This window comes from Sulfurisoma sediminicola (genome assembly GCF_003865015.1).
GTDB lineage: Bacteria > Pseudomonadota > Gammaproteobacteria > Burkholderiales > Rhodocyclaceae > Sulfurisoma > Sulfurisoma sediminicola.
The window spans coordinates 426594-452612 of record NZ_BHVV01000001.1 but is presented as its reverse complement, the minus strand read 5'-3'; the positions used below and the strand labels follow the sequence as shown (position 1 = coordinate 452612).

Here is a 26019-nt window from a genome sequence, read left to right as displayed (position 1 = left end):
TTGAAAATGGTGGGCCCGGTGGGACTCGAACCCACGACCAAAGGATTATGAGTCCTCTGCTCTAACCGACTGAGCTACAGGCCCTCAAATCCGCTGTGGCTTTGTCGACTTCGCCTTGCCGTGCTGTTCGCACTGTCTGCGGCTCGTCTTCGCGCCACAGCGGATTTGGAACTCCTGAACATGGCCGGTAGTGATCGCCGCCATGTCCGAATTACTCCTGGCTTATTCCGCGCCGTCGAGGAAGTGGCGCAGTTTCTCCGAGCGCGAGGGGTGGCGCAGCTTGCGTAGGGCCTTGGCCTCGATCTGGCGGATGCGCTCGCGCGTCACGTCGAACTGCTTGCCGACTTCCTCCAGCGTGTGGTCGGTGTTCATCTCGATGCCGAAGCGCATGCGCAGCACCTTGGCTTCGCGCGGGGTCAGCGAGTCGAGGATCTCCTTGACCACGTCGCGGCGGCTGGCGTCGATCGCGGCCTCGACCGGGGCGAGCGTGCTCTGATCCTCGATGAAATCGCCGAGGTGCGAGTCGTCGTCGTCGCCGATCGGCGTCTCCATCGAAATCGGTTCCTTGGAGATCTTGAGGATCTTGCGGATCTTGTCCTCGGGGATCTCCATGCGCAGCGCCAGCGTCGCCGGATCGGGTTCGGCCCCGGTCTCCTGCAGGATCTGGCGGCTGATGCGGTTCATCTTGTTGATGGTCTCGATCATGTGCACCGGGATGCGGATGGTGCGCGCCTGGTCGGCGATCGAGCGGGTGATGGCCTGGCGGATCCACCACGTCGCGTAGGTCGAGAACTTGTAGCCGCGGCGATATTCGAACTTGTCCACCGCCTTCATCAGGCCGATGTTGCCTTCCTGAATCAGGTCGAGGAACTGCAGGCCGCGGTTGGTGTATTTCTTGGCGATGGAGATCACCAGGCGCAGGTTGGCCTCGGTCATCTCGCGCTTGGCGCGGCGCGCCTTGGCCTCGCCCGTCGACATCTGCTTGTTGATGTCCTTGAGTTCCTTCAGCGGAATGCCCATGCGGTCCTGCAGGCCGATGAGCTTCTGCTGTTCCTCGATGATGGCCGGCGCGGCGCGCATCAGCTGCGCGGCATAGGGCTTGCCCGACTGGACCTCGTGCTTGAGCCACTCGAGGTCGATTTCGTTGCCGGGGAAGACCTTGATGAAATGCTGACGCGGCATGTGCGCCTTGTCCACGCAGAGATGCAGGATCTTGCGTTCGTGGCTGCGCACCTGCTCGACCGAGTGGCGCACCGAGTCGCACAGGCGCTCGATGGTGCGGGCGGTGAAGCGGATGCACATCAACTCGTCGGAGATCTGCTTCTGCACGCGCAGGTAGCCCTTGTCCTGCGAGCCCTTGCGGGTCAGTGCCGTCAGCAGCTTGGCGTAGAGGTGATGGATGTTGGAGAAGCGCCCGAGCGCGTCCTGCTTGAGCTGCAGCAGCGAGGCCGAGACGGCGCCACCGCCTTCGTCGTCCTCGTCCTCCTCGCCCTCGTCGACCTCGAGTTCCTCGGCCTCGGCCATGGCCTCGATGTCCTCCTCGCTGGCATTGGGGTCGATGACGCCGTCGACGAGTTCGTCGATGCGCATTTCTTCGCGGGCGACCTTGCCGGCCAGATCGAGCATCTCGGCGATGGTGGTGGGGCAGGCGGAAATCGCCATCACCATGTGCTTGAGGCCGTCTTCGATGCGCTTGGCGATCTCGATTTCGCCCTCGCGCGTCAGCAGCTCGACCGAGCCCATCTCGCGCATGTACATGCGCACCGGGTCGGTGGTGCGGCCGAACTCGGATTCGACCGTCGACAGTGCCTGTTCGGCCTCCTCCTCGACTTCCTGTGCGTCGACCGCAGCCGGCGCGGCCTCGGTCAGCAGCATCTCCTCGGCGGCCGGCGCCTCGTCGAAGACCTGGATGCCCATGTCGTTGAAGGTGGTGATGATCGACTCGATCTGCTCGGCGTCGACGAGGTCGTCCGGCAGGTGGTCGTTGATTTCGGCGTAGGTGAGGTAGCCACGCTCCTTGCCCAGCGCGATGAGGTTCTTCAGTCGCGTGCGCTTGGTTTCGAGGTCGAGGGGCTGAGCCGCTGCGGGCAGGATCATCGGCGCGGACTTGCCCTTGCCCTTGCGCGGCTTGACCTCGGCCGCCGGTTTGGCCGGGACGACCGGCGCGGCGGGAGCGACCGGCGCCGGTGCCGGGGCCGCTTTTGCGGCCACCTTGGCCGGCGCGGACTGCTTGGCCGCGGGCTTGACGGGCACCGCCTTTGCCGCTGCCGCGACCTTTGCCACCGCTTTGGGCGCGGTTTTCGGCGCGGCCTTGGCCGTCGCCTTCGGAGCGGACTTCTTCACGGGCTCCTTGGTGCGGGGGGCTGCCTTCGGGGTGGCCTTGGCCGGCTTTTTGGTGTTGGGCATGTCGTTCCTCAGCGTAGAGCGGCTTTCGCGTGTCTCCGGGGCGGCCTCCTGCCGACCGCCACCGATCCCCATCAGTTCCATGAGGAATCTGGGGGAAAACATTAAATTATACAGCAAAATCAGTCCCCTTTCCCTGGCCCTGCGCGTTCGCCCGCCTGGGACTTGCGCGTAAGCAGTTCCCTCAATCGATCGCGCTCGGCGCCGTTCAGTTCGCTGCTGCGGGCCTTGGCGCTCAGCGCGGCAATCTCCTGCGCCAGGCCGCTTTGCCGCAGCCGGTCGAGCGTGTCGCGAAAGACCTCCTCGAGCGCACCTTCGTCGACATCCTCCGCCAGCGTTGCCGCCAGCGTTCCGATGATGGCTTCATGGGGGCTGCCGCGGAAATGTTCAAGCAGCGCTCCGACGCCGCCGGCCGCGATCTCGCCGTGTTCGAAGGCCGTCGCGATGGCGTGCAGCGCATGGCCTTCCGCCGTGTCGGCGGCAATCTGCCCCAGGGGCAGGTGGGCCGAGCGTTCAGGCCGGCGAATGACCAGTTCGAGCAGCTGATGCTCGAGCTGGCGGGCCGGGGCGCGTCCGCGCGGCTTGGGCGGGGCTTGGCGGCCGCCGAAGCCCCGCGCCAGCGGTTTGATGCCGCATTGGGCCTCGACCTCGGCCTGGGTCAGTGCCGCGGCTTCGGCCAGTGCCTTGGTCAATTGCACGCGCAGGATGGGCGCCGCCAGCCGCTGCAGCAGCGGCTTGGCCTCATGTACGAGGTGGGCACGTCCCTCGGCGGTCGCGAGGTCGGCATGCGAGGCCAGTTCGCGCAGCAGGAATTCGGTCAGCGTGGTCGGGTGGGCCGCCAGGCGGCGGAATTCCTCGGCGCCACGTTCCCGCACGAAGCTGTCGGGATCGTGTTCCGGCGGCAGGAAGAGGAAGCCGACCATCTTGTCGTCGGCGAGCTGTTCGAGGCTGGCCTCGAGCGCGCGCCAGGCCGCCTTGCGCCCCGCGCGATCGCCATCGAAGCAGAACACCACCTTCGAGGCCTGGCGCAGCAGCTTGTGCACATGGTTCGGCGTGGTCGCGGTGCCGAGCGTGGCCACCGCATTGCCGATGCCATGCTGCGCCAGCGCGACGACGTCCATGTAGCCCTCGACCACGATCACGGTGTCGCTGTCGCGGATCGCCTGGCGCGCCTGCGGCAGGCCATAGAGCTCGCGGCCCTTCTCGAACAGCGGCGTTTCGGGCGAGTTGAGGTATTTCGGTTCGCCGTCGCCGATGACACGGCCGCCGAAGCCGATGACGTTGCCGCGCTGGTCGAGGATGGGGAACATCACGCGGTCGCGGAAGCGGTCGTAGCGCCGGCCCTGGTCATTCTCGATCAGCAGGCCGCACTCGATCAGCGCCGGGTCCTTGTAGTCGGGAAACACCTGCTCTAGACCCTGCCACTCGTCGGGGGCGTAGCCGAGGCCGAAGCGGGCGGCGATCTCGCCGGTGAGGCCGCGCTTCTTGAGGTAGTCGATGGCCTTCGGGGATGCCTTGAGCTGCTCGCGGTAGAACTTCATCGCGCGCGCCATGAGCTCGGTCAGCGGCGCCTTCTTCTTCTGCACCTGCTGGTTCTGGGCGACGACCTGCGGCACCTGCATGCCGGTCGAATGGGCGAGTTCCTCGACGGCGTCGATGAAGCCGACCCCTGCGTACTGCATGACGAAGCCGATGGCGCTGCCGTGGGCGCCGCAGCCGAAGCAATGGTAGAACTGCTTGCTCGGGCTGACGCTGAAGGAGGGCGTCTTCTCCGAGTGGAAGGGGCAGCAGGCCTGGTAGTTGGCGCCGGCCTTCTTCAGCGGCAGGTAGCGCTCGATGACGTCGACGATGTCGACGCGGGACAGCAGCTCCTGGATGAAGGACTCGGGGATCACCCCGGGATTATGCCGAAGCCAGCCTGGCCTTGACGAGTTTCGACACTTCGCCCATGTCGGCGCGGCCGGCGATCTGCGGCTTGACCAGGGCCATCACCTTGCCCATGTCGGCCGGTCCCTTGGCGCCGGAGTCGGCGAGTGCCCTGGCGACGATGGCCTCCACCTCGGCAGCGCCCAGCGCCTGCGGCATGTAGGCCGTCAGCACCTCGACCTCGAACTTCTCGACATCGGCCAGGTCCTGGCGCTTGGCGGCCTCGTACTGGGTGATCGAATCCTTGCGCTGCTTGAGCATCTTCTCGATGATGCCGATCACGCCGGCGTCGTCGAGTTCGATGCGCTCATCCACTTCCTTCTGTTTCATCGCAGCCATCAGCAGGCGGATCGCCGCCAGGCGCGTCGTCTCCCTGGCCTTCATGGCGACCTTCATGTCCTCGTTGATGCGGATTTTCAGCGACATGGTTCAATCCTCGTGTGTGGCAGAAACGACAAAACCGCCCGAAGGCGGTCGCGTCAATATTCGGTGGCGAAACGGAAGCTTAGTAGAGCTTCTGCGGCAGCTGCTGGCTGCGGATGCGCTTGTGATGGCGCTTCACGGCGGCGGCCAGCTTGCGCTTGCGCTCGGAGGTGGGCTTTTCGTAGAACTCGCGCGAGCGCAGTTCGGGCAACGTGCCAGCTTTCTCGATGGTGCGCTTGAAGCGGCGGATGGCAACTTCGAAGGGCTCGTTTTCCTTGAGGCGAATACCGGGCATTGCGTGCTTCCCTAGGTGGTTGAGGCGAGAAAGGGGCGCATTTTAGCGGTTTTCGCAGGTTTGTCAAAGTAGAATTGCTGCCCCATGCTTACCCTCGGCATCGAGTCCTCCTGCGACGAGACCGGCATCGCGCTCTACGATTCCGAGCGAGGCCTGCTCGCCCATGCCGTCCATTCCCAGGTGGCGATGCACGAGGCGTACGGTGGTGTGGTGCCCGAACTCGCGTCGCGCGACCACATCCGGCGGCTGATCCCCCTGTTGCGCACGGTTCTCGCCGAGTCCGGCGCCAGCAAGGATGACATCGACGCCATCGCCTACACGGCCGGACCGGGCTTGGCCGGCGCGCTGCTGGTCGGCGCGAGCTTCGCCGAGTCGCTGGCGCTGGCGCTGGGAATTCCCGCCCTGCCGGTACACCACCTCGAGGGCCACCTGCTCTCGCCGCTGCTGGCGAAAGCCCCGCCGGCATTCCCCTTCGTCGCCCTGCTGGTTTCAGGCGGCCATACCCAGCTGATGCACGTCACCCGCGTCGGCGCCTACGAACTGCTCGGCGAGTCGCTCGACGACGCCGCCGGCGAGGCCTTCGACAAGACCGCCAAGCTGCTCGGTCTCGGCTACCCCGGCGGGCCGGCGCTGGCGCAGCTGGCCGAGTCCGGCATGCCGGCTCGCTTCAAGCTGCCGCGGCCGATGCTCCACAGCGGCGATCTGACGTTCAGCTTCTCGGGGCTCAAGACCGCCGTGCTGACCGCGGCGCGCGAGCGCGAGCTGTCGGAACAGGACCGTGCCGACCTCGCTGCCGAATTCCAGGAGGCGGTGACCGAGGTGCTGGCGGCGAAGGCCGTCGCGGCGTGCCGCCAGAGCCGACTTTCCACGCTGGTGGTCGCCGGCGGCGTTGGCGCCAACCGCCGGCTGCGGACGCGTCTCGATGAGGCGGCGGCACGTCACGGCATTGCCGTTTTCTACCCCGAGCTCGAACTGTGCACCGACAACGGCGCGATGATCGCGTTTTGCGGCGCGCAGCGCCTGCTCACCGGCGAACGGCCACAAGGTGGCGGCGCCTTCGCCGTGCGGCCGCGCTGGCCCTTGAACGAAGTTACCGGCTAGTTTTCTTGCGACCGATGCCGCCCTCGGTTCCGGCGGCCAGGTTGGCGATGTTGGAGCGGTGGCGCCAGAGCAGCAGCAGGCACATGAACAAGACCGCGGAGCTGATCGCGCCGATGCCGAACTTCTGCAGTGCCAGCGTCGGCGCGACGCAGGCGGCGGCGATGGCGGCGAGTGAGGAATAGCGGCCGACGAAGGCGACGGTCAGCCAGGTGGCGGCGACCAGCGCCGCCATGGTGCCGTCGATGCCGATCAGCACGCCGAGCGCCGTGGCCACGCCCTTGCCGCCCTTGAACCTGAGGAATATCGGAAAGACGTGGCCGAGGAAGGCGGCGACGCCGGCGATGGCCGCGCCGATGGCGTCGGCGCCCAGCGCGCCGGCCAGCAGCATGGCGAGCCAGCCCTTGGCGGCGTCGCCGAGCAATGTCAGCAGGGCGGCAAGCTTGTTGCCGGTGCGCAGCACATTGGTGGCGCCGGGGTTGCCCGAGCCGAAGGTGCGCGGGTCGGCCAGACCGAAGGCCCTGGACACGATCACGGCGAAGGGCAGCGAGCCGAGGAGGTAGCCGAGGGCAGCGAAAACGAGCGGGTTCATGCGGTATTCCCTAGAATGCGCGGGATTCTAATCGAGTGGTCACCATGGACTTCATCTTCATCGACGACATGCGCGTCGAGGCGCACGTCGGCATCTACCCGCGCGAGCGCGCCGCGCCGCAGACGCTGGAAATCTCGCTGACCTTCGGCGTGCCGGACGAGGCCGCGCGCGATGACGACATCGCCAAGACCATCGACTACGCCGTGGTCATTACCCGCGTTCGCACGGAACTGGCGGCGCGCCATTTCAATCTGCTCGAGACGCTGGGCGAATACGTGATCGGGCTGATGCTCGACGAGTTTCGTGCACCCTGGATCAAGATCTCCATCGCCAAGGTGGGCATCGCCAAGGGCGTGCGTCGCGTCGGCGTGCAGATCGAGCGCTCGCGCGCCTGACCGGGAAGGCGAATCGGCTCAGGGCGCGGGCTTGCTCCGCACCTCGCGGCAGACCGCGATTTCCTCGTCGCTCATCGCCGGCTTGATGACGCAGCGCGCCTCCCAGGCCGCCTGCTTCTGCCTGCGCTGTTCCGCCTTCTTCTTCGCGGCTTCGCGCTGCGCCTCCTTCTGCTCCTCGAGCTTGCGCTTCTGCTCCTCGGCGTCGGCGATGTCGAGCAACTTCTGTTTCTCGGCCTCGGCCTTCGCGGCGGCCTCCTTGCGTTCGGCGTCGGCCTGCGCGGCCGCCTTCTCATCGGCTTCCTGCTTCTTGCGCCTCCTTTCCTCTTCGGCGGTCGCAGGCTTGGCGGTCGCCGGCTGCTGTTTCATGGCGGCTGCCGCCGCGCTGCCCGCGACCGCGCCCGCGGCGCCGGCTGCCGCCGCCGTCGCCGCGGTACTTGCACCCGAGCCACCACCACCGCTGGTGACGTTGACCTCGACCGCCGGCTTCTTGTCTTGCGTGGTGTCCTTGGTCGTCTTGGCGGGCGTGCTGGATGATTTCGACGAGGACGACGATCCGCCCGATTTGCTGGCGGCCTTGGCCCAGGCAACGTCGGCCACTGCCATCGAACCGGCGATCGCGGCGATCGCGACGATCGACGCCAGGGATGTGATCTTCTTCATGCTTCAGTCCTCCAGTCCGACGGTGACGAGTTTCGGGTTGAGCACGCGCAGCAGGTCGTGCGGATGCACGCCGACCAGGAAGCCGCGCCTGCCCCCGTTAATATAGACGAGGGGCAGGTCGAGGATGGTCTTTTCCATGTAGATCGGCAGCGGCTTCTTCGTGCCGAAGGGCGAGGTGCCGCCGACCATGTAGCCGGTATGGCGCTGCGCCACTTCGGGCTTGCAGGGGGCGATCCTCTTGGCGCCGGCCTGTCGCGCCAGTTCCTTGGTGCTGACCTTGCGGTCGCCGTGCATGAGCACGATCAGCGGTTTCGCCGCCTCGTCCTCCATCACCAGCGTCTTCACGACATGATGCTCTGGTACGTTGAGTTCGCGCGACGACACCTTGGTGCCGCCGTGCTCCTCGTAGCCGTAAAGGTGGGTGGAGTGGGCGACGCGGTGCTGCTGCAGGAACCTGGTCGCGGGCGTCTCGGGCGCCGCGTGTCTGGCGTCATGTGTCATGCCGGCATTTTAGCCACGCGGGTGATGCTTCTGGTGCAACTGCTTGAGACGTTCGCGGGCGACGTGGGTATAGACCTGCGTCGTCGAGATGTCGGCGTGGCCGAGCAGCATCTGCACCGCGCGCAGGTCGGCGCCGTGGTTGAGCAGATGGGTGGCGAAGGCGTGGCGCAGCACATGGGGCGAGATGCGCTCGCGGGCGATGCCGGCGGCCAGCGCGTGCTTCTTGATCAGCGTCCATGCCATCTGCCGCGTCATGCCGGCGCCGCGGCCGGTGACGAAGACGGCGTCGCAGCCGCGGCCCTTGAGGATGTCGCCGCGCGCTTCCGTCAGGTAGCGCTGCAGCCATTCCGCGGCGATCTCGCCCAGCGGCACCAGACGCTCCTTGGCACCCTTGCCGAGCGTGCGCACCACGTTGTCCTGCAGGCTGAGCTCGAACAGTTTGAGGCCGACCAGTTCCGACACGCGCAGCCCCGTCGCATAGATGAGTTCCAGCAGGGCGCGGTCGCGCAGTCCGAGCGACCGGGTCAGGTCGGGCGCCGCCAGCAGCGCCTCGACCTGCGCTTCGCTCAATGTCTTGGGGAAGCGCTCTGCCCGCAGTGGCCGCTCGATGTTGAGCAGCGGGTCGGCCTGGATGCGGCCGAGCTCGATCAGCCAGCGGTAAAGCCGTTTCAGCGCCGAATGCAGCCGGCGCTGGCTGGCGGGCTTGATGCGCTCGGGGCGGGTGTGCAGATGGGCGAGGTAGTCGTTGATGTCGATCTCGCCGGCTTCGGCCAGCGTCTTGCCGCGCGGCGCGAGCCAGGCGGCGAACAGGGCGAGATCGGAACGGTAGGCGGCCAGCGTGTTCTTCGCCAGCCCGTCGGCGAGCCACAGCGCGTCGACGAATTCGTCGAGCAGGGCGTTAGCCGCCGCGTTCATGGTCGAGCAGCCAGCGCTTGACCTCGAGCAGGAAGCCGCCGCGCGCGCGGGCGAAACCACCTAGGCCGCCCCCCGCGGCGACCACGCGGTGGCAGGGGATGACCACGGGGTAGGGGTTGGCGCCGCAGGCCCCGCCGACGGGACGCGGCGCACTGTGCAGGGTGGCCGCCAGTTCGCCGTAGCTGCGGGTTTCGCCGCGCGGGATGGCGGCGATCTGCTGCCAGACGCGGCGCTGGAAGGCCGTGCCGGCAGGCTGGAGCGGCAGGCTGAACTCGAAGGAGGCATCCTGCAGCCAGGCCCGCAACTGGCGTGCGGCTTCCATCGCCAGCGGCGTATCGGGCTTCACCTCGGTGCGCGGCTCGAGATAGACGATCTCGGTGATTTCGTCATTGCTGCAGCGGATACCGAGGGAAAAAGTCGGCCCCGGCAACACGGCGTCGTAGGGTGCGTTCATGGCGAGCAGTTCCTGATCTCGATCACCGCCGTATTGTCGATTCCCGGCAAGCGCTCGGCAAGCGGTCCGCAGCGGCCGGCCACGCAGAGCTCGTAGCCGGCAGTGTGCGGCGAGTGGGTCAGGCGGATCGTTTCCTGCGGTGGCAGGCGGGGCCGGTAGCGCCAGGCGCCGTTTTCGAATACGGCATCCGGCGGCGGTTCCATGCCCGCCCCGGTGCCGCGCACGCGGGCTTGTTGGAGGACCAGTGCGCGACCTGCGACGCGCCAGTCTTCCTCCCAGCGGATTTTCTCGATGGAGTGGGTCCACGCCAGGGTGAAGGCATCGACAGCCAGCGTCGCTGCGATGGCGCCGGCGACGAGGCACAGAGCCATCGCCGATCAGGAAAAGTCGGCGCTGGCGGCACGCCGCGAGCGCCACCAATGCTGCGCCGCGAGCACGGTGGCGAGCAGCAGACCGGCCTCGTTGGTGCCCGGCAGATAGGCGACCAGCAGCCCGGCGGCCAGCACCGTGGCGATACGCTCCCAGATTGCAAGCTTGAGTCGCCAGTAGCCGACCATGGCCACCGCCCACAACATGATGGCGAGCACCGCCTTCGACACGGCTGCGACGACGCCCAGCAGCGTGAAGTCGCCCTGCAGCATCAGCGCCGGTTCGTAGACCGCCATGTAGGGCACGACGAAGCCGACGATGGCGATCTGCGTTGCCTTCCAGCCGATGGCGTCGTGATTGGCCTTGGCGATGCTTGATGCGGCCAGCGCGGCCAGCGCCACCGGCGGCGTCAGGTCGGCCATGATGCCGAAGTAGAAGGCGAACATGTGGCTGATGATCAGCGGCACGCCGAGCTTGGCCAGCGCAGGCGCGGCGATGGCGGCGGTGATGATGTAATTGGGTATGGTGGGGATGCCGGTGCCGAGCACGATGCAGATCACCATGGTGAGCAGCAGCGAAAGGAACAGGTTCTTCTCGCCGGCGGCCATGATCCAGGTGGCCAGGGTCGAGGCGGCGCCGGTCAGCGACAGCACGCCGACGATGATGCCGACGATGGCGCAGGCCAGTCCTACCGGCAACGCCTGCTTGGCGCCGTCGACCAGGCTCATTTTCAAGGTGTGCAGCACGTGGCGGCTGCCCCTGACCGAGAAGCTGATCGCGACCAGCGCAACGATGACGGCGAGCACCGGCACGATGCCCCACTGCGCGAAGGTCGATGCGCCAAGGCCCACGGCGAGCCAGAAGACGTAGCGGAATGCGGTCGAGGAGATGTGCGCGGCGATCGCCGCGCCGAGGATCAGGATGGTCGTCAGCGCGAGGCCGATCATGCCGGCGAACATCGGCGTGAAGCCGTGGAACAGCATTCCGACCAGCGCCGCCAGCGGCAGCGCCAGATGCCAGTCGGCCTTGAGCGCGCGCCAGGGGTTGGGCAGTTCGCTCTTCGGAATGCTGAACAGCCCCTTGGACCCCGCTTCCAGGTGCACCATCCAGAAGGCGGTGAAGTAGTAGAGCACGGCCGGGATGATGGCGGCCTTGACGATGTCCGAGTAGGGAACGTTGAGCGTCTCGGCCATGATGAAGGCGACCGCACCCATCACCGGCGGCATGATCTGACCGCCCATGCTGGCGGTGGCCTCGACCGCGCCGGCGAATACCGGCGTGTAGCCGTAGCGCGTCATCAGCGGTATGGTGAACTGGCCGACGGTGAGCACGTTGGCCACGCCGGAGCCGGAGATGGTGCCCATCAGTCCGGAGGAAATCACCGCCACCTTGGCGGGCCCGCCTTGGGTGTGGCCGACCAGGCCCAGCGCCAGTGCGTTGAACAGCCGGATCATGCCGGCGTGCTCGAGGAAGGCGCCGAACAGGATGAAGAGAAAGATGTAGGTGGCCGAGACCCAGGTCGGCACCCCGAAGATGCCCTCGGTGGACAGGAACAGCGTGCCGATGATCTGATCGAAACCGTAGCCGCGATGGGCGATGAATTCCGGCAGGTACTGGCCCCACAGGCCGTAGGCGAGGAATACCGCGCACATGATGGGCAGGGCCAGGCCCATCAGCCGCCGCGTGGCCTCGAAGACGAGTACCACAAAGATCGCGCCGACCACCAGATCGGCATTCGATGGGTCACCCGAGCGCTGGATCAACTCGGCCTCGAATACCCAGTGATAGAGCGAGAGCACGAATGCCAGGATGGCGAGAAGCCAGTCATGCCATGGCACGCGCGAGAGTTTCGCGCCGTGACGGAAACTCGGGTAGAGCACGAAAGCGATCAGCAGCAGGAAGCCTACATGCAGGCTGCGCGTCACCTGGCTGGAGAGCGGCGAGAAAGCTGCGACGACCAGTTGGAAAGTCGAGAAGGCCAGCGCCAGCGCGGTCAGGATGTGCAGCGACCAGCCGCCGAGGCGACGCGGGATGCCATGCTCCGAGATTTCCTCCGCGCCCTGGTCGGGCGCCGTGACGTGATCGTACTGCACGCCGGGACTATTTCAGCAGCCCGGCTTCCTTGTAGTACTTCTCCGCGCCAGGGTGCAGCGGCACCGGCGAACCCTTGGCGGCCGTCTCCTTCTTGATCGCCTTGGCGGCGGCATGGGACGCGGCCATGACGTCGAGATTCTCGAACATCGACTTGGTCATCAGATAGACGGTATCGGTCGGCACGCCCTCGTGGGTGACGAGGAAGTTCTGCACGGCCACGGTGGGCACGTCGGCGGTCTGGCCGTTGTAGGTATTGGCCGGGATGGTGCCGGTCTGGTAGGCGGCTTCGCCGATCTTGGTCACGATGTCGGCGGGAATCGGCAGCACGACGATCTTCACTGACGTCGCCAGGTCGCGTACCGCGGCGACGCCGAGGCCGGAGGACAGCAGCGTCGCGTCCAGCTGGCGGTTCTTGATCAGTTCCACCGATTCGGCGTAACCCAGGTACTCGACCTTGCCCAGGTCCTTGTAGCTCAGGCCGGCGCCCTTGAGGATGTCGCGGCTGTTCAGTTCGGTGCCGCTCTTCGGTGCGCCCACCGATATCCGCTTGCCCTTGAGGTCGGCCAGCGTCTTGATGCCCGAGTCGGCGCTGGCGATGAAATGGATGTAGTTCGGATAGATCGCGGCGATGGTGCGCAGCTTCTTCAATGGCGTCTTGAAGCCGGCCTCCTCGTTGCCCTTCCAGGCCTCGTTGAGGGTGTCGCCGAGGGTGAAGGCGACTTCGCCGCGCCCGGCCTGCAGCAGGTTGAGGTTTTCGGCGCTGGCCTTGGTCGCCTGCACCGAGGTCTTGGCGGCGGGCATGGCCTTGCCGTAGATCTGGGTCAGCGCCACGCCGAGCGGGTAGTAGACGCCGCTGGTGCCGCCGGTGAGCACGCCGATGAAGTCGGCGGCATGGGCCGAGAACGAGACGAGTGTGCTGGCGCACAGGCCGAGCAGAATGCGTTTGTTCATGGGGAAGGCCTCCTTGTCGTGATGCCGGGGTGCGGCGATTATGTCAGTTAAGACCGCACCTCGCCATTTCCGAGCACGATCCATTTCTGCGAGGTCAGGCCTTCGAGGCCGACGGGGCCGCGGGCGTGGAACTTGTCGGTGGAGATGCCGATCTCGGCGCCGAGGCCGTACTCGAAGCCGTCGGCGAAGCGCGTCGAGGCATTGACCATCACCGAGCTCGAATCGACCTCGCGCAGGAAGCGTATGGCGTTCGTGTAGTCCTCGGTGACGATGGCTTCGGTGTGGGCCGACGAGTACCTGTTGATGTGTTCGATCGCCTCGCCTACGTCGGCGACGACCTTGACCGAGATGATCGCCGCGAGGTACTCGGTGTAGTAGTCCTCTTCGCTCGCCGGCTTGGCGCCGGGAACGAGCTGCTGCGTCTCGGCACAGCCGCGGATCTCGATGCCCTTGCCGGCGAGCATGGCGGCGAGCTTCGGCAGCAGCGCCGCCGCGACCGGGCGGGCGATCAGCAGCGATTCCGCGGTGTTGCAGGTGCCCAGCCGCTGGGTTTTGGCGTTCTCGACGATGCGCATGGCCTTGTCGGCGTCGGCGGCGGCGTCGACATAGACGTGGCAGTTGCCGTCCAGGTGCTTGATCACCGGCACCCGCGCCTCCTTCGAGATGCGCTCGATCAGGCCCTTGCCGCCGCGCGGCACGATGACGTCGACGTACTGCGGCATCGCCACCAGCTCGCCGACCGCCGCGCGGTCGGTGGTCGCTATCACCTGCACCGCGGCCTCGGGCAGGCCGGCGGCCTTGAGCCCGGACCGGACGCAGGCGGCGATTGCCTGGTTGGAACGGATCGCCTCCTTGCCGCCGCGCAGGATCGCGGCGTTGCCCGACTTGAGGCAGAGCGCCGCGGCGTCGGCGGTGACGTTGGGCCGCGCCTCGTAGATGATGCCGACGACGCCGAGCGGCACGCGCATCTTGCCGACCTGGATTCCGCTCGGGCGGCGCTTCATGTCGCTGATCTCGCCGACCGGGTCGGGCAGGGCGGCGACCTGCTCGAGGCCCTGCGCCATGCTCTCGACGCCCTGGGCGGTCAGCATCAGGCGGTCGATCATCGCGGCGTCGAGCCCGTTGGCCTTCGCTTCCGCGACGTCCTCGGCGTTGGCGGCGAGCAGGGCCCCGCGGCCGTCGCGGATGGCCCGGGCCATCGCCAGCAGCGCGGCGTTCTTGGCGGCGGTCGAGGCCCGGGCTGTCTCGCGCGAAGCGGCGCGCGCGGCCTGGCCGACGTTTTCCATGGTTTGTTTGATATCCATCATGCTGTCCTCGTCATGCGCAGCGACAATTGAAGGAACTCGTCCCACAGGTCCCCTCGCGCCACGCCCTTGATCATACGATCGATGCGCGCCGCGTGCAGCAGGGCGGCGCGGGCGGCGCGGCGGCGGCCCGGCACCTTCTGGAACAGGTTGCGCGCTTCGGTGGCGATGGCCCACAGCACCAGCGGCGGTGCCGCGCCCTCTGCCTTGAGACCCTCGATGACTCGGGCGCAGCGTGCCGCGTCGGTGCCGGTCAGCGCCTGGCGCAGCTTGCCGATGTCGTAGCGGGCGACGTTGAGCACCGCGTTCTCGATCTGTTCGCGCGAAATTTCGCCCTCGGGATGGAGCAGGCCGAGCTTCTGGATTTCCTGGTGGGCTGCCAGCAGATTGCCTTCGACATGGGCGGCGATGAATTCGAGCGCCTCGCGCGGTGCGCTCTGCTTCTGCCGCTGCAGGCGGCCTGCGATCCATTCCGGCAGACGCGTCAGCGCCGGCGCATTGAGTTCGAGCGTCACGCCGGTGCCGACGAGGGCGTTGAACCACGCCGCCTTTTTCGCCTGCCAGTCCATCTGCGGCAGCGTCACCAGCGTCACCACGCCCTGCGGCAGCCGATCGCAGTAGCGTTGCAGGGCCTCGCCGCCGTCGCGCCCGGGCTTGCCCGTCGGAATGCGCAGATCGATCAGCTTGTCGCCGCCGAACAGGGAGAGATTGCCGGCGGCAAGGAAGAGGTCATCCCAGCGGAAACCGGCGCCCGCGACCAGTACCTCGCGCTCGGCGAAGCCCTGGGCGCGTGCCGTGGCGCGGATGGCGTCCGCGGCTTCGAGAATCAGCAGCGGCTCGTCGCCGTGCACTACATAGAGTGCACCGAGCGGCTTGGCGAGGTGGGCGGAGAGTTGTTCCGGCCGGAGTTGCATCGCGATCAATCGACAGGAACTGCGGCCTCGGCCGGCGGCCGCGAGGCGGCGAGGCGGCGCATCATCTGGTAGGCGAGGTCGCCTTGCATGTCGCGCCAGAGCTGCGCTTCCTCGGCCTCCTTCGCCAGTATCTGCTGGTCGCTGAAGTACATGTCGCGGCGTACCACGATCTGCGCCGGCGGCAACCAGTCGCGGCCGGCCGCGTCATGCACGCGGAAGGCGAGGGTCCTCACCAGCTGGAACTCGCGCACCTTGCCCGAGGTGTCGAGCGAGAGCACGTTCTTGGCCTGGCTGTCGCCGATGATGGTCAGCGTCACCTGAGCCGACTTGGCGTCCCCGACCACGCGCGTCTTGTCGGTGGCCTCGATGCTGCGCTTGAGCTGGGCGTGCAGTGCGCTGGTCGTAGGCAGGGCGATGAAAATCGTGCCGAAGGGCAGGTCGACCGGTGCCCGGACGCCGCGCAACTGGAAACCGCAGCCTGTTCCGACGAGCGCGGTGATCAGGGCGAGGGCGGCGAGAAGGGGGCGCATGGCGCTCATGCGACGATATTCACAAGGCGCCCGGGCACGACGACGACCTTCTTCGCCGGACGCCCCTCCATGAACTTTTGCGCCATCTCTGAAGCCAGCGCGGCGGCCTCGATCGCCGTCCTGTCGGTGCCGACTTTCACGCGCAGGTTGCCGCGGTGCTTGCCATTGACCTGCAGCACCAGCTCGATCTCGTCCTGCGCCAGCGCGGCCTCGAGCGGCTCGGGCCACGGTGCCGCGAGGATGTCCGCACCGAAGCCGAGTTCGACCCACAGCGCATGGGTGACGTGCGGGGCGATCGGCGAGAGCAGTCGCAGCAGGATGGAGATGCATTCGGCGGCGACGGCATTGCTGCCATCGGCATCGCGCGGCATCTTCTCCAGCGCGTTGAGCATTTTCATCGTCGCCGAGGCGACGGTGTTGAACTGCAGCTTGGCCAGGTCGTAGTTGGCCTGCTTGAGCACGGTGTGGATCTCGCGCCGCGTCGCGGCCGGCGCCTCGTGCAGCTTTTCCGGCATGGCGGGCTTGCCGGCCACGGCGTCGCGCACCGCGTGGCCGTAGGCCCAGACGCGCTTCATGAAGCGGTAGGCACCCTCGACGCCGCTGTCCGACCATTCCAGCGTCTGTTCCGGGGGTGAGGCGAACATCATGAAGAAGCGCGCGGTGTCGGCGCCGTACTGCTCGATCAGCGATTGCGGATCGACGCCGTTGCGCTTGGACTTCGACATCGTGCCGACGCCGCCGTAATCCACGGGCCGGCCGTCGGCCTTGCTGGTGGCGCCGGTGACATGGCCGGACTCGTTGCGGATCAGTTCGACTTCCTCGGGGGAGAAATATTCGAGGCCGCCTTTGTCGGTACGGCGGCTGAAGATGTGGTTCAGCACCATGCCCTGGGTCAGCAGGTTGGCGAAGGGTTCGTCGTAATCGACCAGCCCCACGTCGCGCATCGCCTTGGTCCAGAAGCGCGAATAGAGCAGGTGCAGGATGGCGTGCTCGATGCCGCCGATGTACTGGTCGGCGGGCATCCAGTATTTGGCCCGCTCGTCCACCATCGCCTTGTCGTTGCCGGCCGAGCAGTAGCGCGCGTAGTACCAGGACGAGTCCACGAAGGTGTCCATGGTGTCGGTTTCGCGCTTGGCCGGCTTGCCGCATCTCGGGCAGGCGCAATTCAGGAAGTCGGCGCGCTTGTGCAGCGGATTGCCGGAACCGTCGGGCACGCAGTCCTCGGGCAGCACCACGGGCAGCTGGTCGTCGGGCACCGGCACGGTGCCGCAGGACTCGCAGTGGATCAGCGGGATCGGGCAGCCCCAGTAGCGCTGGCGCGAGATGCCCCAGTCGCGCAGCCGGTACTGCACCTGCTTGTCGCCGAGGTCCTTCGCCTTGAGGTCGGCGGCGATGGCGTCGATCGCCGCGTCGTAGCCGAGCCCGTCGTACTTGCCGGAGTTGATGCAGATGCCACCCTGCTTGTCCGCGTACCACTCCTGCCATGCATCGAGCGAGTAGGACTTGCCGGGAACGTCGATCACCTGTTTGATCGGCAGGCCGTACTTCCTGGCGAAGGCGAAGTCGCGCTCGTCGTGCGCCGGCACGGCCATTACCGCGCCCTCGCCGTAGCCCATCAGCACGTAGTTGCCGACCCAGACCTCGACCTTCTCGCCGGTGAGCGGATGCGCGACGAAAATGCCCGTCGGCATGCCCTTCTTCTCCATGGTGGCGATGTCGGCTTCCATGACCGAGCCGTGCTTGCATTCGGTTATGAAGGCGGCGAGCGCCGCATTGCCTTGGGCGGCAAGGGTCGCCAGCGGATGTTCGGCGGCGACGGCGCAGAAGGTGACGCCCATCAGGGTATCGGCCCGGGTGGTATAGACCCAGAGCTTCTCGGCCTTGCCGTCGAGCTCGTAAGGGAAGGCGAAGCGCACGCCGAAGCTCTTGCCGATCCAGTTGGCCTGCATCGTTTTCACGCGCTCGGGCCAGCCGGGCAGCGTGTCGAGCGCGTCCAGCAGTTCGTCGGCGTACCGGGTGATGGCGAGGTAGTAGCCGGGGATCTCGCGCTTCTCCACCGGCGCGCCGGTGCGCCAGCCGCGGCCCTCGATCACCTGCTCGTTGGCCAGCACGGTCTGGTCCACCGGGTCCCAGTTCACCACTTGGGTCTTCTTGTAGGCGATGCCCTTCTCCAGCATGCGCAGGAACAGCCACTGGTTCCACCGGTAGTAGTCGGGCTTGCAGGTCGCCAGCTCGCGCTCCCAGTCGAGGCCGAAGCCCAGCGACTTGAGCTGCTGCTTCATGTAGGCGATGTTGTCCCAGGTCCACTTCGCCGGCGGCACCCTGTTCTGGATCGCGGCGTTCTCGGCCGGCAGGCCGAAGGCGTCCCAGCCCATCGGCTGCAGCACGTTGTAGCCGCGCATCTTGTGCCAGCGCGCGAGCATGTCGCCGATGGTGTAGTTGCGCACGTGGCCCATGTGGAGTTTCCCCGACGGATAGGGAAACATCGACAGGCAGTAGTACTTGGGCTTGGCGGAGTCTTCGGCGGCGCGGAAGGCGCCGGTCGAATCCCAGTGCGCCTGCGCGGATCGCTCGATCTCGCCGGGGTGGTATTTTTCCTGCATGGCCGGGGGCGGTGGGGATGTCGCGCAATGCCGCGACGTCGCGTTTAGGGAACGCGGATTATAGCCGCCCCCGCCGGCCGGCCCGGCGGGCCGGCGCCGGTCAGGCGACGCGCTGGCGGCTGTGCGAGGCGACGGTCAGGGCCAGCGTGGTGCGCTCGCAGGCCTCCGCCGTCAGCAGCCAGACACGGGCGGGCAGCAGCCAGAGCGAACCCATGCCGGCGGCGCGCGCCCGCTGCGCCGATTCCGCCTTCAGGCTGGTGAGCAGGTGGTCGATGGCGAGTTTCGACCAGACAGGCGTGCGGCGGCGGGCGATGCCGTCGGCGAAACGCTCGGCGCGGCGCCACAGCGCTTCGGCGCGGGGCAGCGTCACGCCGGCCTTGCGGGCCAGCCAGGGGAGGATTTTGGGGTAATCGGCGGTCGGGGTGCATTTCATGGTGTTCTCCTTCGTGCCGCGCCGGGGATGGGCCCGCGCGGAATGGCCGGGAGCCCGGGTAGGGCCCCCTTGCTGCATGGCAGCCGGGTAATGCTGCAATGCAGCAACGCAATAATAGACCAAATCACACAGGTTTGGTTCATTTGAGCCGGGGATGATTGATGCGGTGCGGCAATGTGGTCTCGGCGCCACAGTCCCCGCCGTTATAATCGGCCCACCATGTCCGACCTCCTGCGCGGCCTCAATCCGGAACAGCTGGCCGCCGTCACGCTACCCCCGCAGCACGCCCTGATCCTCGCCGGCGCCGGTTCGGGCAAGACGCGCGTGCTGACCACCCGCATCGCCTGGCTGATTTCCACCGGCCAGGCCAGCCCGCAGAGCGTGCTCGCCGTGACCTTCACGAACAAGGCGGCCAAGGAAATGCTGACGCGGCTGTCGTCGATGCTGCCGATCAACACGCGCGGCATGTGGATCGGCACCTTCCACGGCCTCTGCAACCGCCTGCTGCGTGCGCACCACCGCGACGCGGCGCTGCCGCAGCTGTTCCAGATCCTCGACTCGGCCGACCAGCTGTCGGCCGTCAAGCGCCTGCTCAAATCGCTCAACGTCGACGACGAGAAGTTTCCGCCGCGCGAGCTCTGCCACTTCATCAACGCCCAGAAGGAAGCCGGCCTGCGCCCGTCCGCCGTCGAGGCCTGGGACGATTACACGCGGAAGCGTGTCGAGCTCTACGAAGCCTACGAGGCCCAGTGCCAGAAGGAAGGCGTGGTCGATTTCGCCGAGCTGCTGCTGCGCTCCTACGAGCTGCTCTCGCGCAACGAGCCGCTGCGCCGCCACTACCAGGAGCGCTTCCGCCACATCCTCGTCGACGAGTTCCAGGACACCAACCGCCTGCAATACAGTTGGCTTCGCCAACTTGCAGGCGGTCAGGCCAATGGCCCCCATCCCCCCAACCCCCGTCCCACGACCGGCTTTGCACAGCCGGTCGGTTCCGGTGGCGCGGAGCAGTGCTCCGCGAATTCCCACCTTCACCCCGGGGAAGGGGGCGGCTATTCGGAGGCGCCCAGGGGCGCCTGCATATTTGCGGTAGGCGACGACGACCAGAGCATTTATGCTTTCCGCGGGGCCGACGTCGGCAACATGCGCGATTTCGAGCGCGAGTTCAAGGTGGCCAACGTGATCCGCCTCGAGCAGAACTACCGCTCCCACGGCAACATCCTCGATGCCGCCAACGCCATCATCAAGCACAACGCCAGGCGCCTCGGCAAGAACCTGTGGACCGAGGCCGGCAGCGGCGAGCCGATCCGCGTCTTCGAGGCCTGGTCCGACCTCGACGAGGCCCGCTGGATCGTCGAGGAGGTCAAGGCGCTGTCGCGCGACGGCCACGCCCGCGCCGAGATGGCGCTGCTCTACCGCAGCAACGCCCAGTCGCGGGTGCTCGAACACGCGCTGTTCGCTGCCGGCCTGCCCTACCGCGTCTATGGCGGCCTGCGCTTCTTCGAGCGGCAGGAGATCAAGCACGCGCTGGCCTATCTGCGGCTGATCGCCAATGCCGGCGACGACACCGCCTTCGCCCGCGTGGTGAATTTCCCGACGCGCGGCATCGGCGCGCGCAGCCTCGAGCTGCTGCAGGATGCGGCCAGGGCCGGCGGCGGCAGCCTGATGGCGGCGATCCCGCAGGTCGCCGGCAAGGGCGGCGCCTCGCTGGCGAAGTTCGCCGAGCTCGTCGGCAAGTTGCGCGAGGCGGCTCACCTGCCGCTGCCGGAACTGATCGAGCACGTCGTCGAACTGTCCGGCCTGCGCGCCCACTACCAGACCGAGAAGGAAGGGCAGGACCGCCTCGCCAACCTCGACGAACTCGTTAACGCCGGCGCCAACTTCATCGCCGAGGAGGGGGCGGTCGGGGAAGAGGGCGAACTGTCGGCGGATCTCGCGGCCTTCCTCGCCCATGCCTCGCTCGAGGCCGGCGAACACCAGGCCGGCGAGGGCGATGACGCGCTGCAGTTGATGACCGTCCATTCGGCCAAGGGCCTCGAGTTCAATGTCGTCTTCATCAGCGGCCTCGAGGAGGGCCTGTTTCCGCACGAGAACGCCATCCTCGAGGCCGATGGCCTCGAGGAGGAGCGGCGGCTGATGTACGTGGCGGTGACGCGGGCACGGCAGCGGCTCTACCTCTCCCACGCCCAGACGCGCATGCTGCACGGCCAGACCCGCTACAACCTGCCTTCGCGCTTCCTCGAGGAAGTTCCCGCGGGATTGCTCAAGTGGCTGACGCCCAGGGTGGCGAAAGGCGGCTTCGCCGTCTCGCCGGTGCCAGCGCTCTGCGTCCCTTCGGGAACTTTTTCCGGCATGCCGCGCCGCAGCGAAACGACGGGCAGCGGCTGGCGCATCGGCCAGAGCGTGCGCCACGCCAAGTTCGGCGAGGGCGTGGTGATCAACCTCGAAGGCTCGGGGCAGGACGCCCGCGCCCAGATCAACTTCGGCGCGGCCGGCATGAAGTGGCTGGCGCTCTCCGTCGCAAAACTGGAGGCAGCATGAAAATCAAGGCCAACGGCATCGACATCCACTACGAGATCTCCGGCAAGGGGCCGCTGGTCACGCTGTCGCATTCGCTCGCCAGCGACCTGACGATGTGGGACGGCCTCGCGGCAGCCCTGGCCGGCCGCTACACCGTGCTGCGCTACGACACGCGCGGCCATGGCGCCACCGACGCCCCCGACGGGCCGTATTCCTTCGCGCAGCTCGTCGGCGACGTCGCCGGGCTGCTCGATCAGCTTTCCATCGAGCGCACCCATTTCGTCGGCCTGTCGATGGGCGGCATGATCGCCCAGCACTTCGCCCTGGCCCACCCCGGACGCATGGACAAGCTGGTGGTCGCCAGCTCGTCGAGCCGTACGCCGCCCGAGGCGCGCGCGATCTGGGACGAGCGCATCGCGGTTGCGCGGGCGCAGGGCATGCAGGCGCATGTCGAGGCGACGCTGGGCCGCTGGTTCACCGCGTCCTGGCGGGCGTCGCACCCGGAGGTGATGGCGCGCATCGGTGCATTGATCACGGCGACGCCGGTCGCCGGCTACGCCGGCTGCGGGGCGGCGATCTGCGATCTCGACCTGACGGACAAGCTTGCCGCCGTGCGCGCGCCGACGCTGGTACTGGTCGGGGCCGACGACCCCGGCACGCCGCCTGCGTCGAGCGAGGCAATCGCCCGGGCCATTCCCGGTGCGCGGCTGGAGATCGTGCCCGCGGCTTCGCATCTGCTCAACATCGAGCAGGCCGCCACCTTCAACCGCCTCGTCGGCGACTTCCTCGGCTAGTCCCCACCGCCGCAGCCGCCACCGCAGCCGCTGCCGCCATCGCCGCTGGAATCGCTGCTGTCGCCTGAGCCGCCATCCGAGCCGTCGCCGCCGCCGAGGTCGGCGCCGCAATGCACGGTGCCGCCCTGTGCCGAGGTCAATGTCTTGCAATCGGGCGCATAGATGAAGCCGTCGGCGATGGCGAGTTTGGCGTCGAGCGCAAACAGCAAGGGCAGGCGCGAAGGATTCTTCGGGTCGATGTTCTCCTCGCGGCAGCACCAGTACCAGCAGCGGCGCAGCCCCGCGTTGTTTTGCTGTTCCTCGCCAAGGACGACGGCCGGCGTATGGTGGAGGAAGCGCCCGAAGGCCTGGCGGCAGAACGCGTCGTAGCCCCGGGTGTAGAGAATGAACTCGTGCCAGAGATCGTCCGCGACCTGCGAGGGCATCGAGACGAAGCGGCGGCCCGAGCGCAGGTGAGCGAGGAAGAACTGCTTGAGGCCGCGCGTCACCAGCACGCGGTCCTTGAGGGAGAGCTCGGGTCGGCGCTTGGCCAGGCGATCGAGCAGGCCCTTCGGCCAGGCGTAGTTGCGGATGAAGTGCTCGCGCTCGAGGCGGCGATTTCTGCGCCAGAGCATGAAAGCGATCACGGCCAGAACGGCAAGCGCGAGCAGGAGCACGAGCATGAGAGTAGACTAATGTTGCTAGAGGAGATAACCATAATACGATGGACCTTGGAATATCCGGACGGCGGGCACTCGTTTGCGCGGCCAGCAAGGGTCTGGGGCGTGCTTGTGCCGCTGCTCTGGCACGCGAGGGCGTGGCGGTGACGATCGTCGCGCGCGGCGCCGAGGCGCTGGAGGCGACGGCGGCCGAGTTGCGAAAACTCGGCGCTGGCGACACGGCGGTCGCCACGGTCGTTGCCGACATCACGACACCGGCGGGCCGCGCGGCTGCGCTGGCCGCCTGTCCCGCGCCGGACATCCTGGTCAACAACGCCGGTGGTCCGCCCCCCGGCGACTTCCGCGACTGGTCGCGCGACGACTGGCTCAAGGCGATTGACGCCAACATGCTGACGCCGATCGAACTCATCAAGGCGACCGTGGACGGCATGATCGGGCGCCGCTTCGGTCGCATCGTCAACATCACCTCGGGCGCGGTGAAGGCGCCGATCGACGTGCTCGGCCTCTCCAACGGCGCCCGCTCCGGCCTGACCGGCTTCGTCGCCGGACTCGCCCGCAAGACGGTCGGTCACAACGTCACCATCAACAACCTGTTGCCCGGCTTCTTCGCCACCGACCGCATGCAGGCGGTGATCGGCGGCCAGGCCAAGAGCAAGGGCATCAGCTACGAGGCCGCGCTGGCCGAGCGCGTCGCGACCATTCCCGCCGGCCGTGTCGGCGATCCGGCCGAGTTCGGTGCCGCCTGCGCCTGGCTCTGTTCGGCGCAGGCCGGCTACATCACGGGGCAGAACTGGCTGCTCGACGGTGGTGCCTACCCCGGGACCTTCTGACCCTTTACGTCCCCATGTCCGATCCGGCCACCTACTCCCGTCGTGTCATCACCACCCTGGCGCTGGTGATCGCTGTCGTGGTGACGGTGCTGTTGCCGACGATGGTGACGGTGCACGGCTATCGCAAGGACGTGGCCGAGCTCGAAATGCTCAGCGCCATCCTGGCGCGGGTCACGGAAGAGGTGGCCGCGCGCAGTGCCGAGACACGGACCGGCCAGGACGAGTTGCTCAAGCAACTGCTGGGCACCCGGGTCGATGCGAAAGGCGGCAGCGAGTATCGCTACATCGAGGACGGTGCCGGCAAGCGCATCGTCGCGGTGGGTACCCCGCCGAATTCTCTGCTGGTGGTGAAACGGTCGGCCAGCTTCGGCGCCGGCGCCAAGTTTTCCGGGCGGGTGGTGGTCGAGCGTTCGCAGCGCCACCTGATCGAGCTGGCGGTGATCGCGCTGCTGCTCGGCGGCACGCTGGGCATGGGCATCTATCTCGCGCTCGCCCATCTGCCGATGCGCGACATGGAACGCGCCATCGACTCCCTGACCGAGGAGCGGGCGCGGTCGCGCCAGATGTTCGCCTACGCCCGCGATGGCATGCTCAGCTTCGACGACTACCTGCGGATCAAAGACGTCAACAAGGCCGGCGAGCAGTTGTTCGGCCGCGACCGCGAGGCCCTGCTCGGCCAGCCGCTGCAGACACTGTTCGATATTGCGGGCAGCAATGCCCTGCGTGACGGCCATATCTGGCTCGAGACCGGCAGCGCCTTCGAGGTATCGGCGCGAAACGCGGACGGCAGTCTGGTGCCGGTCGAGGTCTCGATCGGCCGCGTCGGCGAGCGCAAGGACGTCTGCCGCGTCGCCGTGATTCGCAACATCACCGAGCGGCGCGATGCGGAATCGGATCTCAACCTCTTCGTCAATTACGACAGCCTTACCCGTCTGCCGAACCGCGATTACTTCCGCGAACTGCTGAGCGAGGCCTTGTTCCGTGCCCAGCGCCGCGGCGGACATGTCGGCCTGCTGTTTCTCGATCTGGCGCGTTTCAAGCTGGTTAACGATTCGCTCGGCTATGCCGTCGGCGACAAGCTGCTGTGCGCCGTGGCGCGACGACTGCAGCAGACGCTCGGCCACGCCGAATGGCCGGGGCGCGGTGTCTCGGGCCTGGCCAACAAGGAGGCGCTGGTGTCCCGTCTCGGCGGCGACGAGTTCGCGCTCATCCTCGAGGATCTCGCCGACCCCGCCGGCGCGGAGAAGGTGGCCCGCCAGGTGATCGAGGCAATCGGCGCGCCATTCGAGATCGAGGGTCACGAGATCACCGTCGGCGGCAGCATCGGCATCGCCTGCTTCCCGGATCATGCCGACTTCGTCGGCAGGCTGATCCGTGCCGCCGACCTCGCGATGTATCAGGCGCGCAATCTCGGCCAGGGCATGTTCCATGTCTATTCGCCGGCGCTGGAGATCGGGCACCAGGATCGTCTCGACCTCGAAGCCAGGCTGCGGCGCGGTCTCGCCAACGAGGCCTTCGAACTGCATTACCAGCCCGTCATCAGCATGGCGGCCGATGTGGTGGAGGGGGTCGAGGTGTTGCTGCGCTGGCAGGATGGCGAGGACAACCTGCTGCTGCCGCCCGATTTCATGGACGTGCTCGAGGATACCGGCATGATCCGCGAGGTCGGCGACTGGGTCATCCGCACGGCCTGCCGGCAGCTGCGCGGCTGGCATGACGCCGGATATGCCGGCCTGCGGCTGTCGGTGAATGTCACGCAGCACCAGTTCAACCATCCCGACCTGGTGCAGACCGTCACGGCGGCCATCGCCGAGAGCGGCATCGCCCCGGACTGCGTCGAACTCGCCCTGAGCGAAAACACCCTGAGCCAGTCGGGCGAACGCATCATGACGACGATGCAGGAACTGCGGAATCTCGGCGTGCGGCTCGCCCTCGATCGCTTCGGCACCGGCCTGTCCTGCCTCGCTTCGCTGCAGAAGTTGCCCCTGTCGGCCCTCAAGGTCGATCTTTTCTTCGTCCATGATCTGGTCGAGAGCGTCAGCAGCCGTGCCATCGCCCAGACGGTCATCAGCCTCGCCCATTCGCTCGGCCTGCAGACCGTGGCGGTTGGCGTCGAGAACGACAACCAGCGGCAGATCCTGCAGGCGATGGGCTGCGACTTCTACCAGGGCTTCCTGGCGACGCCGGCGATGTCGGCCCGTTCCTGCCTGGCCTGGATCGAGCAGCGCGGCAGCCACGGCCAGCCCAAGCTGCATCTCGTCTCCTGACGGCAGACCGTCGCCCGCGGCGCGGCGTAATGCAGGTGTCAGTACGCCGGGCCTAGAATCAGCGGCCCCCATTCTTCCAGCGGCCTACCGCA

Annotated in this window: 24 protein-coding genes and 1 tRNA gene; 6 read left to right on the top strand and 19 right to left on the bottom strand. The window is 67.3% G+C overall.

Annotated features, from left to right (window positions below; genetic code table 11):
- Nucleotides 1–7: 7 nt before the first annotated feature.
- From EJE94_RS02090 to rpsU, 5 genes are all read right to left on the bottom strand, one after another.
- Nucleotides 8–84: transfer RNA gene (locus EJE94_RS02090), tRNA-Ile, on the bottom strand.
- Between the two features lie 138 nt (nucleotides 85–222).
- Nucleotides 223–2097, bottom strand: coding sequence for an RNA polymerase sigma factor RpoD (gene rpoD, locus EJE94_RS02085; RefSeq protein ID WP_121240536.1), 1875 nt, complete (start codon nucleotides 2095–2097; stop codon nucleotides 223–225).
- A 428-nt stretch (nucleotides 2098–2525) separates the two neighbouring features.
- Nucleotides 2526–4298 carry a DNA primase gene (dnaG, locus tag EJE94_RS02075; protein WP_121239834.1) on the bottom strand — a complete coding sequence of 591 codons (1773 nt, stop codon included), beginning with the start codon at nucleotides 4296–4298 and terminating at the stop codon, nucleotides 2526–2528.
- A 7-nt stretch (nucleotides 4299–4305) separates the two neighbouring features.
- Nucleotides 4306–4755, bottom strand: a complete 450-nt coding sequence (locus EJE94_RS02070) for a GatB/YqeY domain-containing protein (RefSeq protein ID WP_121239833.1) — start codon at nucleotides 4753–4755, stop codon at nucleotides 4306–4308.
- Between the two features lie 79 nt (nucleotides 4756–4834).
- On the bottom strand, nucleotides 4835–5047 hold the full coding sequence (rpsU, locus tag EJE94_RS02065) for a 30S ribosomal protein S21 (protein WP_121239832.1): 213 nt from the start codon (nucleotides 5045–5047) through the stop codon (nucleotides 4835–4837).
- A gap of 84 nt (nucleotides 5048–5131) precedes the next feature.
- Between rpsU and tsaD the strand changes: the two genes are divergently transcribed.
- Entirely contained in the window at nucleotides 5132–6148 is a 1017-nt protein-coding gene (gene tsaD / locus EJE94_RS02060; protein WP_121239831.1) for a tRNA (adenosine(37)-N6)-threonylcarbamoyltransferase complex transferase subunit TsaD, read from the top strand.
- Here tsaD and plsY read toward each other — a convergent pair.
- Complete coding sequence (gene plsY, locus EJE94_RS02055) at nucleotides 6138–6737, bottom strand: glycerol-3-phosphate 1-O-acyltransferase PlsY (protein ID WP_121239830.1); 600 nt, start codon at nucleotides 6735–6737, stop codon at nucleotides 6138–6140. The two genes, tsaD and plsY, sit on opposite strands and share 11 nt — an antisense overlap.
- A 44-nt stretch (nucleotides 6738–6781) precedes the next feature.
- Here plsY and EJE94_RS02050 point away from each other — a divergent pair, with 44 nt between their 5' ends.
- Entirely contained in the window at nucleotides 6782–7132 is a 351-nt protein-coding gene (locus tag EJE94_RS02050) for a dihydroneopterin aldolase (protein WP_121239829.1), read from the top strand.
- 18 nt (nucleotides 7133–7150) lie between these two features.
- On the opposite strand, the gene EJE94_RS02045 is transcribed toward EJE94_RS02050, so the two are convergent.
- From EJE94_RS02045 to EJE94_RS01990, 12 genes are all read right to left on the bottom strand, one after another.
- Nucleotides 7151–7792 (bottom strand): hypothetical protein, encoded by a 642-nt coding sequence (locus tag EJE94_RS02045; RefSeq protein WP_121239828.1) that lies wholly within the window; start codon nucleotides 7790–7792, stop codon nucleotides 7151–7153.
- 3 nt (nucleotides 7793–7795) lie between these two features.
- A complete protein-coding gene (gene ybaK, locus EJE94_RS02040) occupies nucleotides 7796–8293 on the bottom strand; it encodes a Cys-tRNA(Pro) deacylase (protein ID WP_121239827.1) in 498 nt (165 codons plus the stop codon).
- Nucleotides 8294–8302: 9 nt separating this feature from the next.
- Nucleotides 8303–9208: a site-specific tyrosine recombinase XerD gene (gene xerD, locus EJE94_RS02035; RefSeq protein ID WP_121239826.1), complete on the bottom strand. Its 906-nt coding sequence runs from the start codon at nucleotides 9206–9208 to the stop codon at nucleotides 8303–8305.
- Nucleotides 9192–9662 (bottom strand): methylated-DNA--[protein]-cysteine S-methyltransferase, encoded by a 471-nt coding sequence (locus EJE94_RS02030; protein ID WP_121239825.1) that lies wholly within the window; start codon nucleotides 9660–9662, stop codon nucleotides 9192–9194. Before EJE94_RS02030 ends, xerD begins: the two co-directional genes overlap by 17 nt.
- A complete protein-coding gene (locus EJE94_RS02025) occupies nucleotides 9659–10033 on the bottom strand; it encodes a DUF1850 domain-containing protein (RefSeq protein ID WP_121239824.1) in 375 nt (124 codons plus the stop codon). The genes EJE94_RS02030 and EJE94_RS02025 overlap by 4 nt, the downstream gene beginning before the upstream one ends.
- Before the next feature lie 6 nt (nucleotides 10034–10039).
- The gene (locus EJE94_RS02020; RefSeq protein ID WP_121239823.1) at nucleotides 10040–12124 is read right to left on the bottom strand and encodes a TRAP transporter permease; all 2085 of its coding nucleotides are present in this window, start codon (nucleotides 12122–12124) and stop codon (nucleotides 10040–10042) included.
- A gap of 7 nt (nucleotides 12125–12131) precedes the next feature.
- On the bottom strand, nucleotides 12132–13076 hold the full coding sequence (locus EJE94_RS02015) for a TAXI family TRAP transporter solute-binding subunit (protein ID WP_121239822.1): 945 nt from the start codon (nucleotides 13074–13076) through the stop codon (nucleotides 12132–12134).
- A 47-nt stretch (nucleotides 13077–13123) separates the two neighbouring features.
- Nucleotides 13124–14380 (bottom strand): glutamate-5-semialdehyde dehydrogenase, encoded by a 1257-nt coding sequence (locus EJE94_RS02010; RefSeq protein WP_121239821.1) that lies wholly within the window; start codon nucleotides 14378–14380, stop codon nucleotides 13124–13126.
- Nucleotides 14380–15294, bottom strand: a complete 915-nt coding sequence (gene holA / locus EJE94_RS02005) for a DNA polymerase III subunit delta (protein WP_121239820.1) — start codon at nucleotides 15292–15294, stop codon at nucleotides 14380–14382. The genes EJE94_RS02010 and holA overlap by 1 nt, the downstream gene beginning before the upstream one ends.
- A 5-nt stretch (nucleotides 15295–15299) precedes the next feature.
- Nucleotides 15300–15833 (bottom strand): LPS-assembly lipoprotein LptE, encoded by a 534-nt coding sequence (locus EJE94_RS02000; RefSeq protein ID WP_121239819.1) that lies wholly within the window; start codon nucleotides 15831–15833, stop codon nucleotides 15300–15302.
- The gene (gene leuS, locus EJE94_RS01995; protein WP_121239818.1) at nucleotides 15830–18427 is read right to left on the bottom strand and encodes a leucine--tRNA ligase; all 2598 of its coding nucleotides are present in this window, start codon (nucleotides 18425–18427) and stop codon (nucleotides 15830–15832) included. The genes EJE94_RS02000 and leuS overlap by 4 nt, the downstream gene beginning before the upstream one ends.
- A gap of 100 nt (nucleotides 18428–18527) precedes the next feature.
- Nucleotides 18528–18860 carry a hypothetical protein gene (locus EJE94_RS01990; protein ID WP_121239817.1) on the bottom strand — a complete coding sequence of 111 codons (333 nt, stop codon included), beginning with the start codon at nucleotides 18858–18860 and terminating at the stop codon, nucleotides 18528–18530.
- 219 nt (nucleotides 18861–19079) lie between these two features.
- Here EJE94_RS01990 and EJE94_RS01985 point away from each other — a divergent pair, with 219 nt between their 5' ends.
- The gene (locus EJE94_RS01985; RefSeq protein ID WP_121239816.1) at nucleotides 19080–21398 is read left to right on the top strand and encodes a UvrD-helicase domain-containing protein; all 2319 of its coding nucleotides are present in this window, start codon (nucleotides 19080–19082) and stop codon (nucleotides 21396–21398) included.
- On the top strand, nucleotides 21395–22171 hold the full coding sequence (pcaD, locus tag EJE94_RS01980) for a 3-oxoadipate enol-lactonase (RefSeq protein WP_121239815.1): 777 nt from the start codon (nucleotides 21395–21397) through the stop codon (nucleotides 22169–22171). Before EJE94_RS01985 ends, pcaD begins: the two co-directional genes overlap by 4 nt.
- Here the strand turns inward: pcaD and EJE94_RS01975 are convergent.
- Entirely contained in the window at nucleotides 22168–22833 is a 666-nt protein-coding gene (locus EJE94_RS01975; RefSeq protein WP_121239814.1) for a glycine-rich domain-containing protein, read from the bottom strand. The genes pcaD and EJE94_RS01975 overlap by 4 nt on opposite strands.
- 41 nt (nucleotides 22834–22874) lie before the next feature.
- Here EJE94_RS01975 and EJE94_RS01970 point away from each other — a divergent pair, with 41 nt between their 5' ends.
- On the top strand, nucleotides 22875–23660 hold the full coding sequence (locus tag EJE94_RS01970) for an SDR family oxidoreductase (protein ID WP_121239813.1): 786 nt from the start codon (nucleotides 22875–22877) through the stop codon (nucleotides 23658–23660).
- A gap of 14 nt (nucleotides 23661–23674) precedes the next feature.
- On the top strand, nucleotides 23675–25927 hold the full coding sequence (locus tag EJE94_RS01965; protein ID WP_121239812.1) for a putative bifunctional diguanylate cyclase/phosphodiesterase: 2253 nt from the start codon (nucleotides 23675–23677) through the stop codon (nucleotides 25925–25927).
- Nucleotides 25928–26019 lie beyond the last annotated feature (92 nt).

Excerpts from the sequence above, each read along its gene's own strand:
- rpoD (WP_121240536.1), bottom strand. The coding sequence starts at position 2,097 with ATGATCCTGCCCGCAGCGGCTCAGCCCCTCGACCTCGAAACCAAGCGC.
- EJE94_RS02070 (WP_121239833.1), bottom strand. The coding sequence starts at position 4,755 with ATGTCGCTGAAAATCCGCATCAACGAGGACATGAAGGTCGCCATGAAG.
- rpsU (WP_121239832.1), bottom strand. The coding sequence starts at position 5,047 with ATGCCCGGTATTCGCCTCAAGGAAAACGAGCCCTTCGAAGTTGCCATC.
- tsaD (WP_121239831.1), top strand. The coding sequence starts at position 5,132 with ATGCTTACCCTCGGCATCGAGTCCTCCTGCGACGAGACCGGCATCGCG.
- plsY (WP_121239830.1), bottom strand. The coding sequence starts at position 6,737 with ATGAACCCGCTCGTTTTCGCTGCCCTCGGCTACCTCCTCGGCTCGCTG.
- EJE94_RS02050 (WP_121239829.1), top strand. The coding sequence starts at position 6,782 with ATGGACTTCATCTTCATCGACGACATGCGCGTCGAGGCGCACGTCGGC.
- EJE94_RS02045 (WP_121239828.1), bottom strand. The coding sequence starts at position 7,792 with ATGAAGAAGATCACATCCCTGGCGTCGATCGTCGCGATCGCCGCGATC.
- ybaK (WP_121239827.1), bottom strand. The coding sequence starts at position 8,293 with ATGACACATGACGCCAGACACGCGGCGCCCGAGACGCCCGCGACCAGG.
- xerD (WP_121239826.1), bottom strand. The coding sequence starts at position 9,208 with ATGAACGCGGCGGCTAACGCCCTGCTCGACGAATTCGTCGACGCGCTG.
- EJE94_RS02030 (WP_121239825.1), bottom strand. The coding sequence starts at position 9,662 with ATGAACGCACCCTACGACGCCGTGTTGCCGGGGCCGACTTTTTCCCTC.
- EJE94_RS02025 (WP_121239824.1), bottom strand. The coding sequence starts at position 10,033 with ATGGCTCTGTGCCTCGTCGCCGGCGCCATCGCAGCGACGCTGGCTGTC.
- EJE94_RS02015 (WP_121239822.1), bottom strand. The coding sequence starts at position 13,076 with ATGAACAAACGCATTCTGCTCGGCCTGTGCGCCAGCACACTCGTCTCG.
- EJE94_RS02010 (WP_121239821.1), bottom strand. The coding sequence starts at position 14,380 with ATGGATATCAAACAAACCATGGAAAACGTCGGCCAGGCCGCGCGCGCC.
- holA (WP_121239820.1), bottom strand. The coding sequence starts at position 15,294 with ATGCAACTCCGGCCGGAACAACTCTCCGCCCACCTCGCCAAGCCGCTC.
- EJE94_RS02000 (WP_121239819.1), bottom strand. The coding sequence starts at position 15,833 with ATGAGCGCCATGCGCCCCCTTCTCGCCGCCCTCGCCCTGATCACCGCG.
- leuS (WP_121239818.1), bottom strand. The coding sequence starts at position 18,427 with ATGCAGGAAAAATACCACCCCGGCGAGATCGAGCGATCCGCGCAGGCG.
- EJE94_RS01990 (WP_121239817.1), bottom strand. The coding sequence starts at position 18,860 with ATGAAATGCACCCCGACCGCCGATTACCCCAAAATCCTCCCCTGGCTG.
- EJE94_RS01985 (WP_121239816.1), top strand. The coding sequence starts at position 19,080 with ATGTCCGACCTCCTGCGCGGCCTCAATCCGGAACAGCTGGCCGCCGTC.
- pcaD (WP_121239815.1), top strand. The coding sequence starts at position 21,395 with ATGAAAATCAAGGCCAACGGCATCGACATCCACTACGAGATCTCCGGC.
- EJE94_RS01975 (WP_121239814.1), bottom strand. The coding sequence starts at position 22,833 with ATGCTCGTGCTCCTGCTCGCGCTTGCCGTTCTGGCCGTGATCGCTTTC.
- EJE94_RS01970 (WP_121239813.1), top strand. The coding sequence starts at position 22,875 with ATGGACCTTGGAATATCCGGACGGCGGGCACTCGTTTGCGCGGCCAGC.
- EJE94_RS01965 (WP_121239812.1), top strand. The coding sequence starts at position 23,675 with ATGTCCGATCCGGCCACCTACTCCCGTCGTGTCATCACCACCCTGGCG.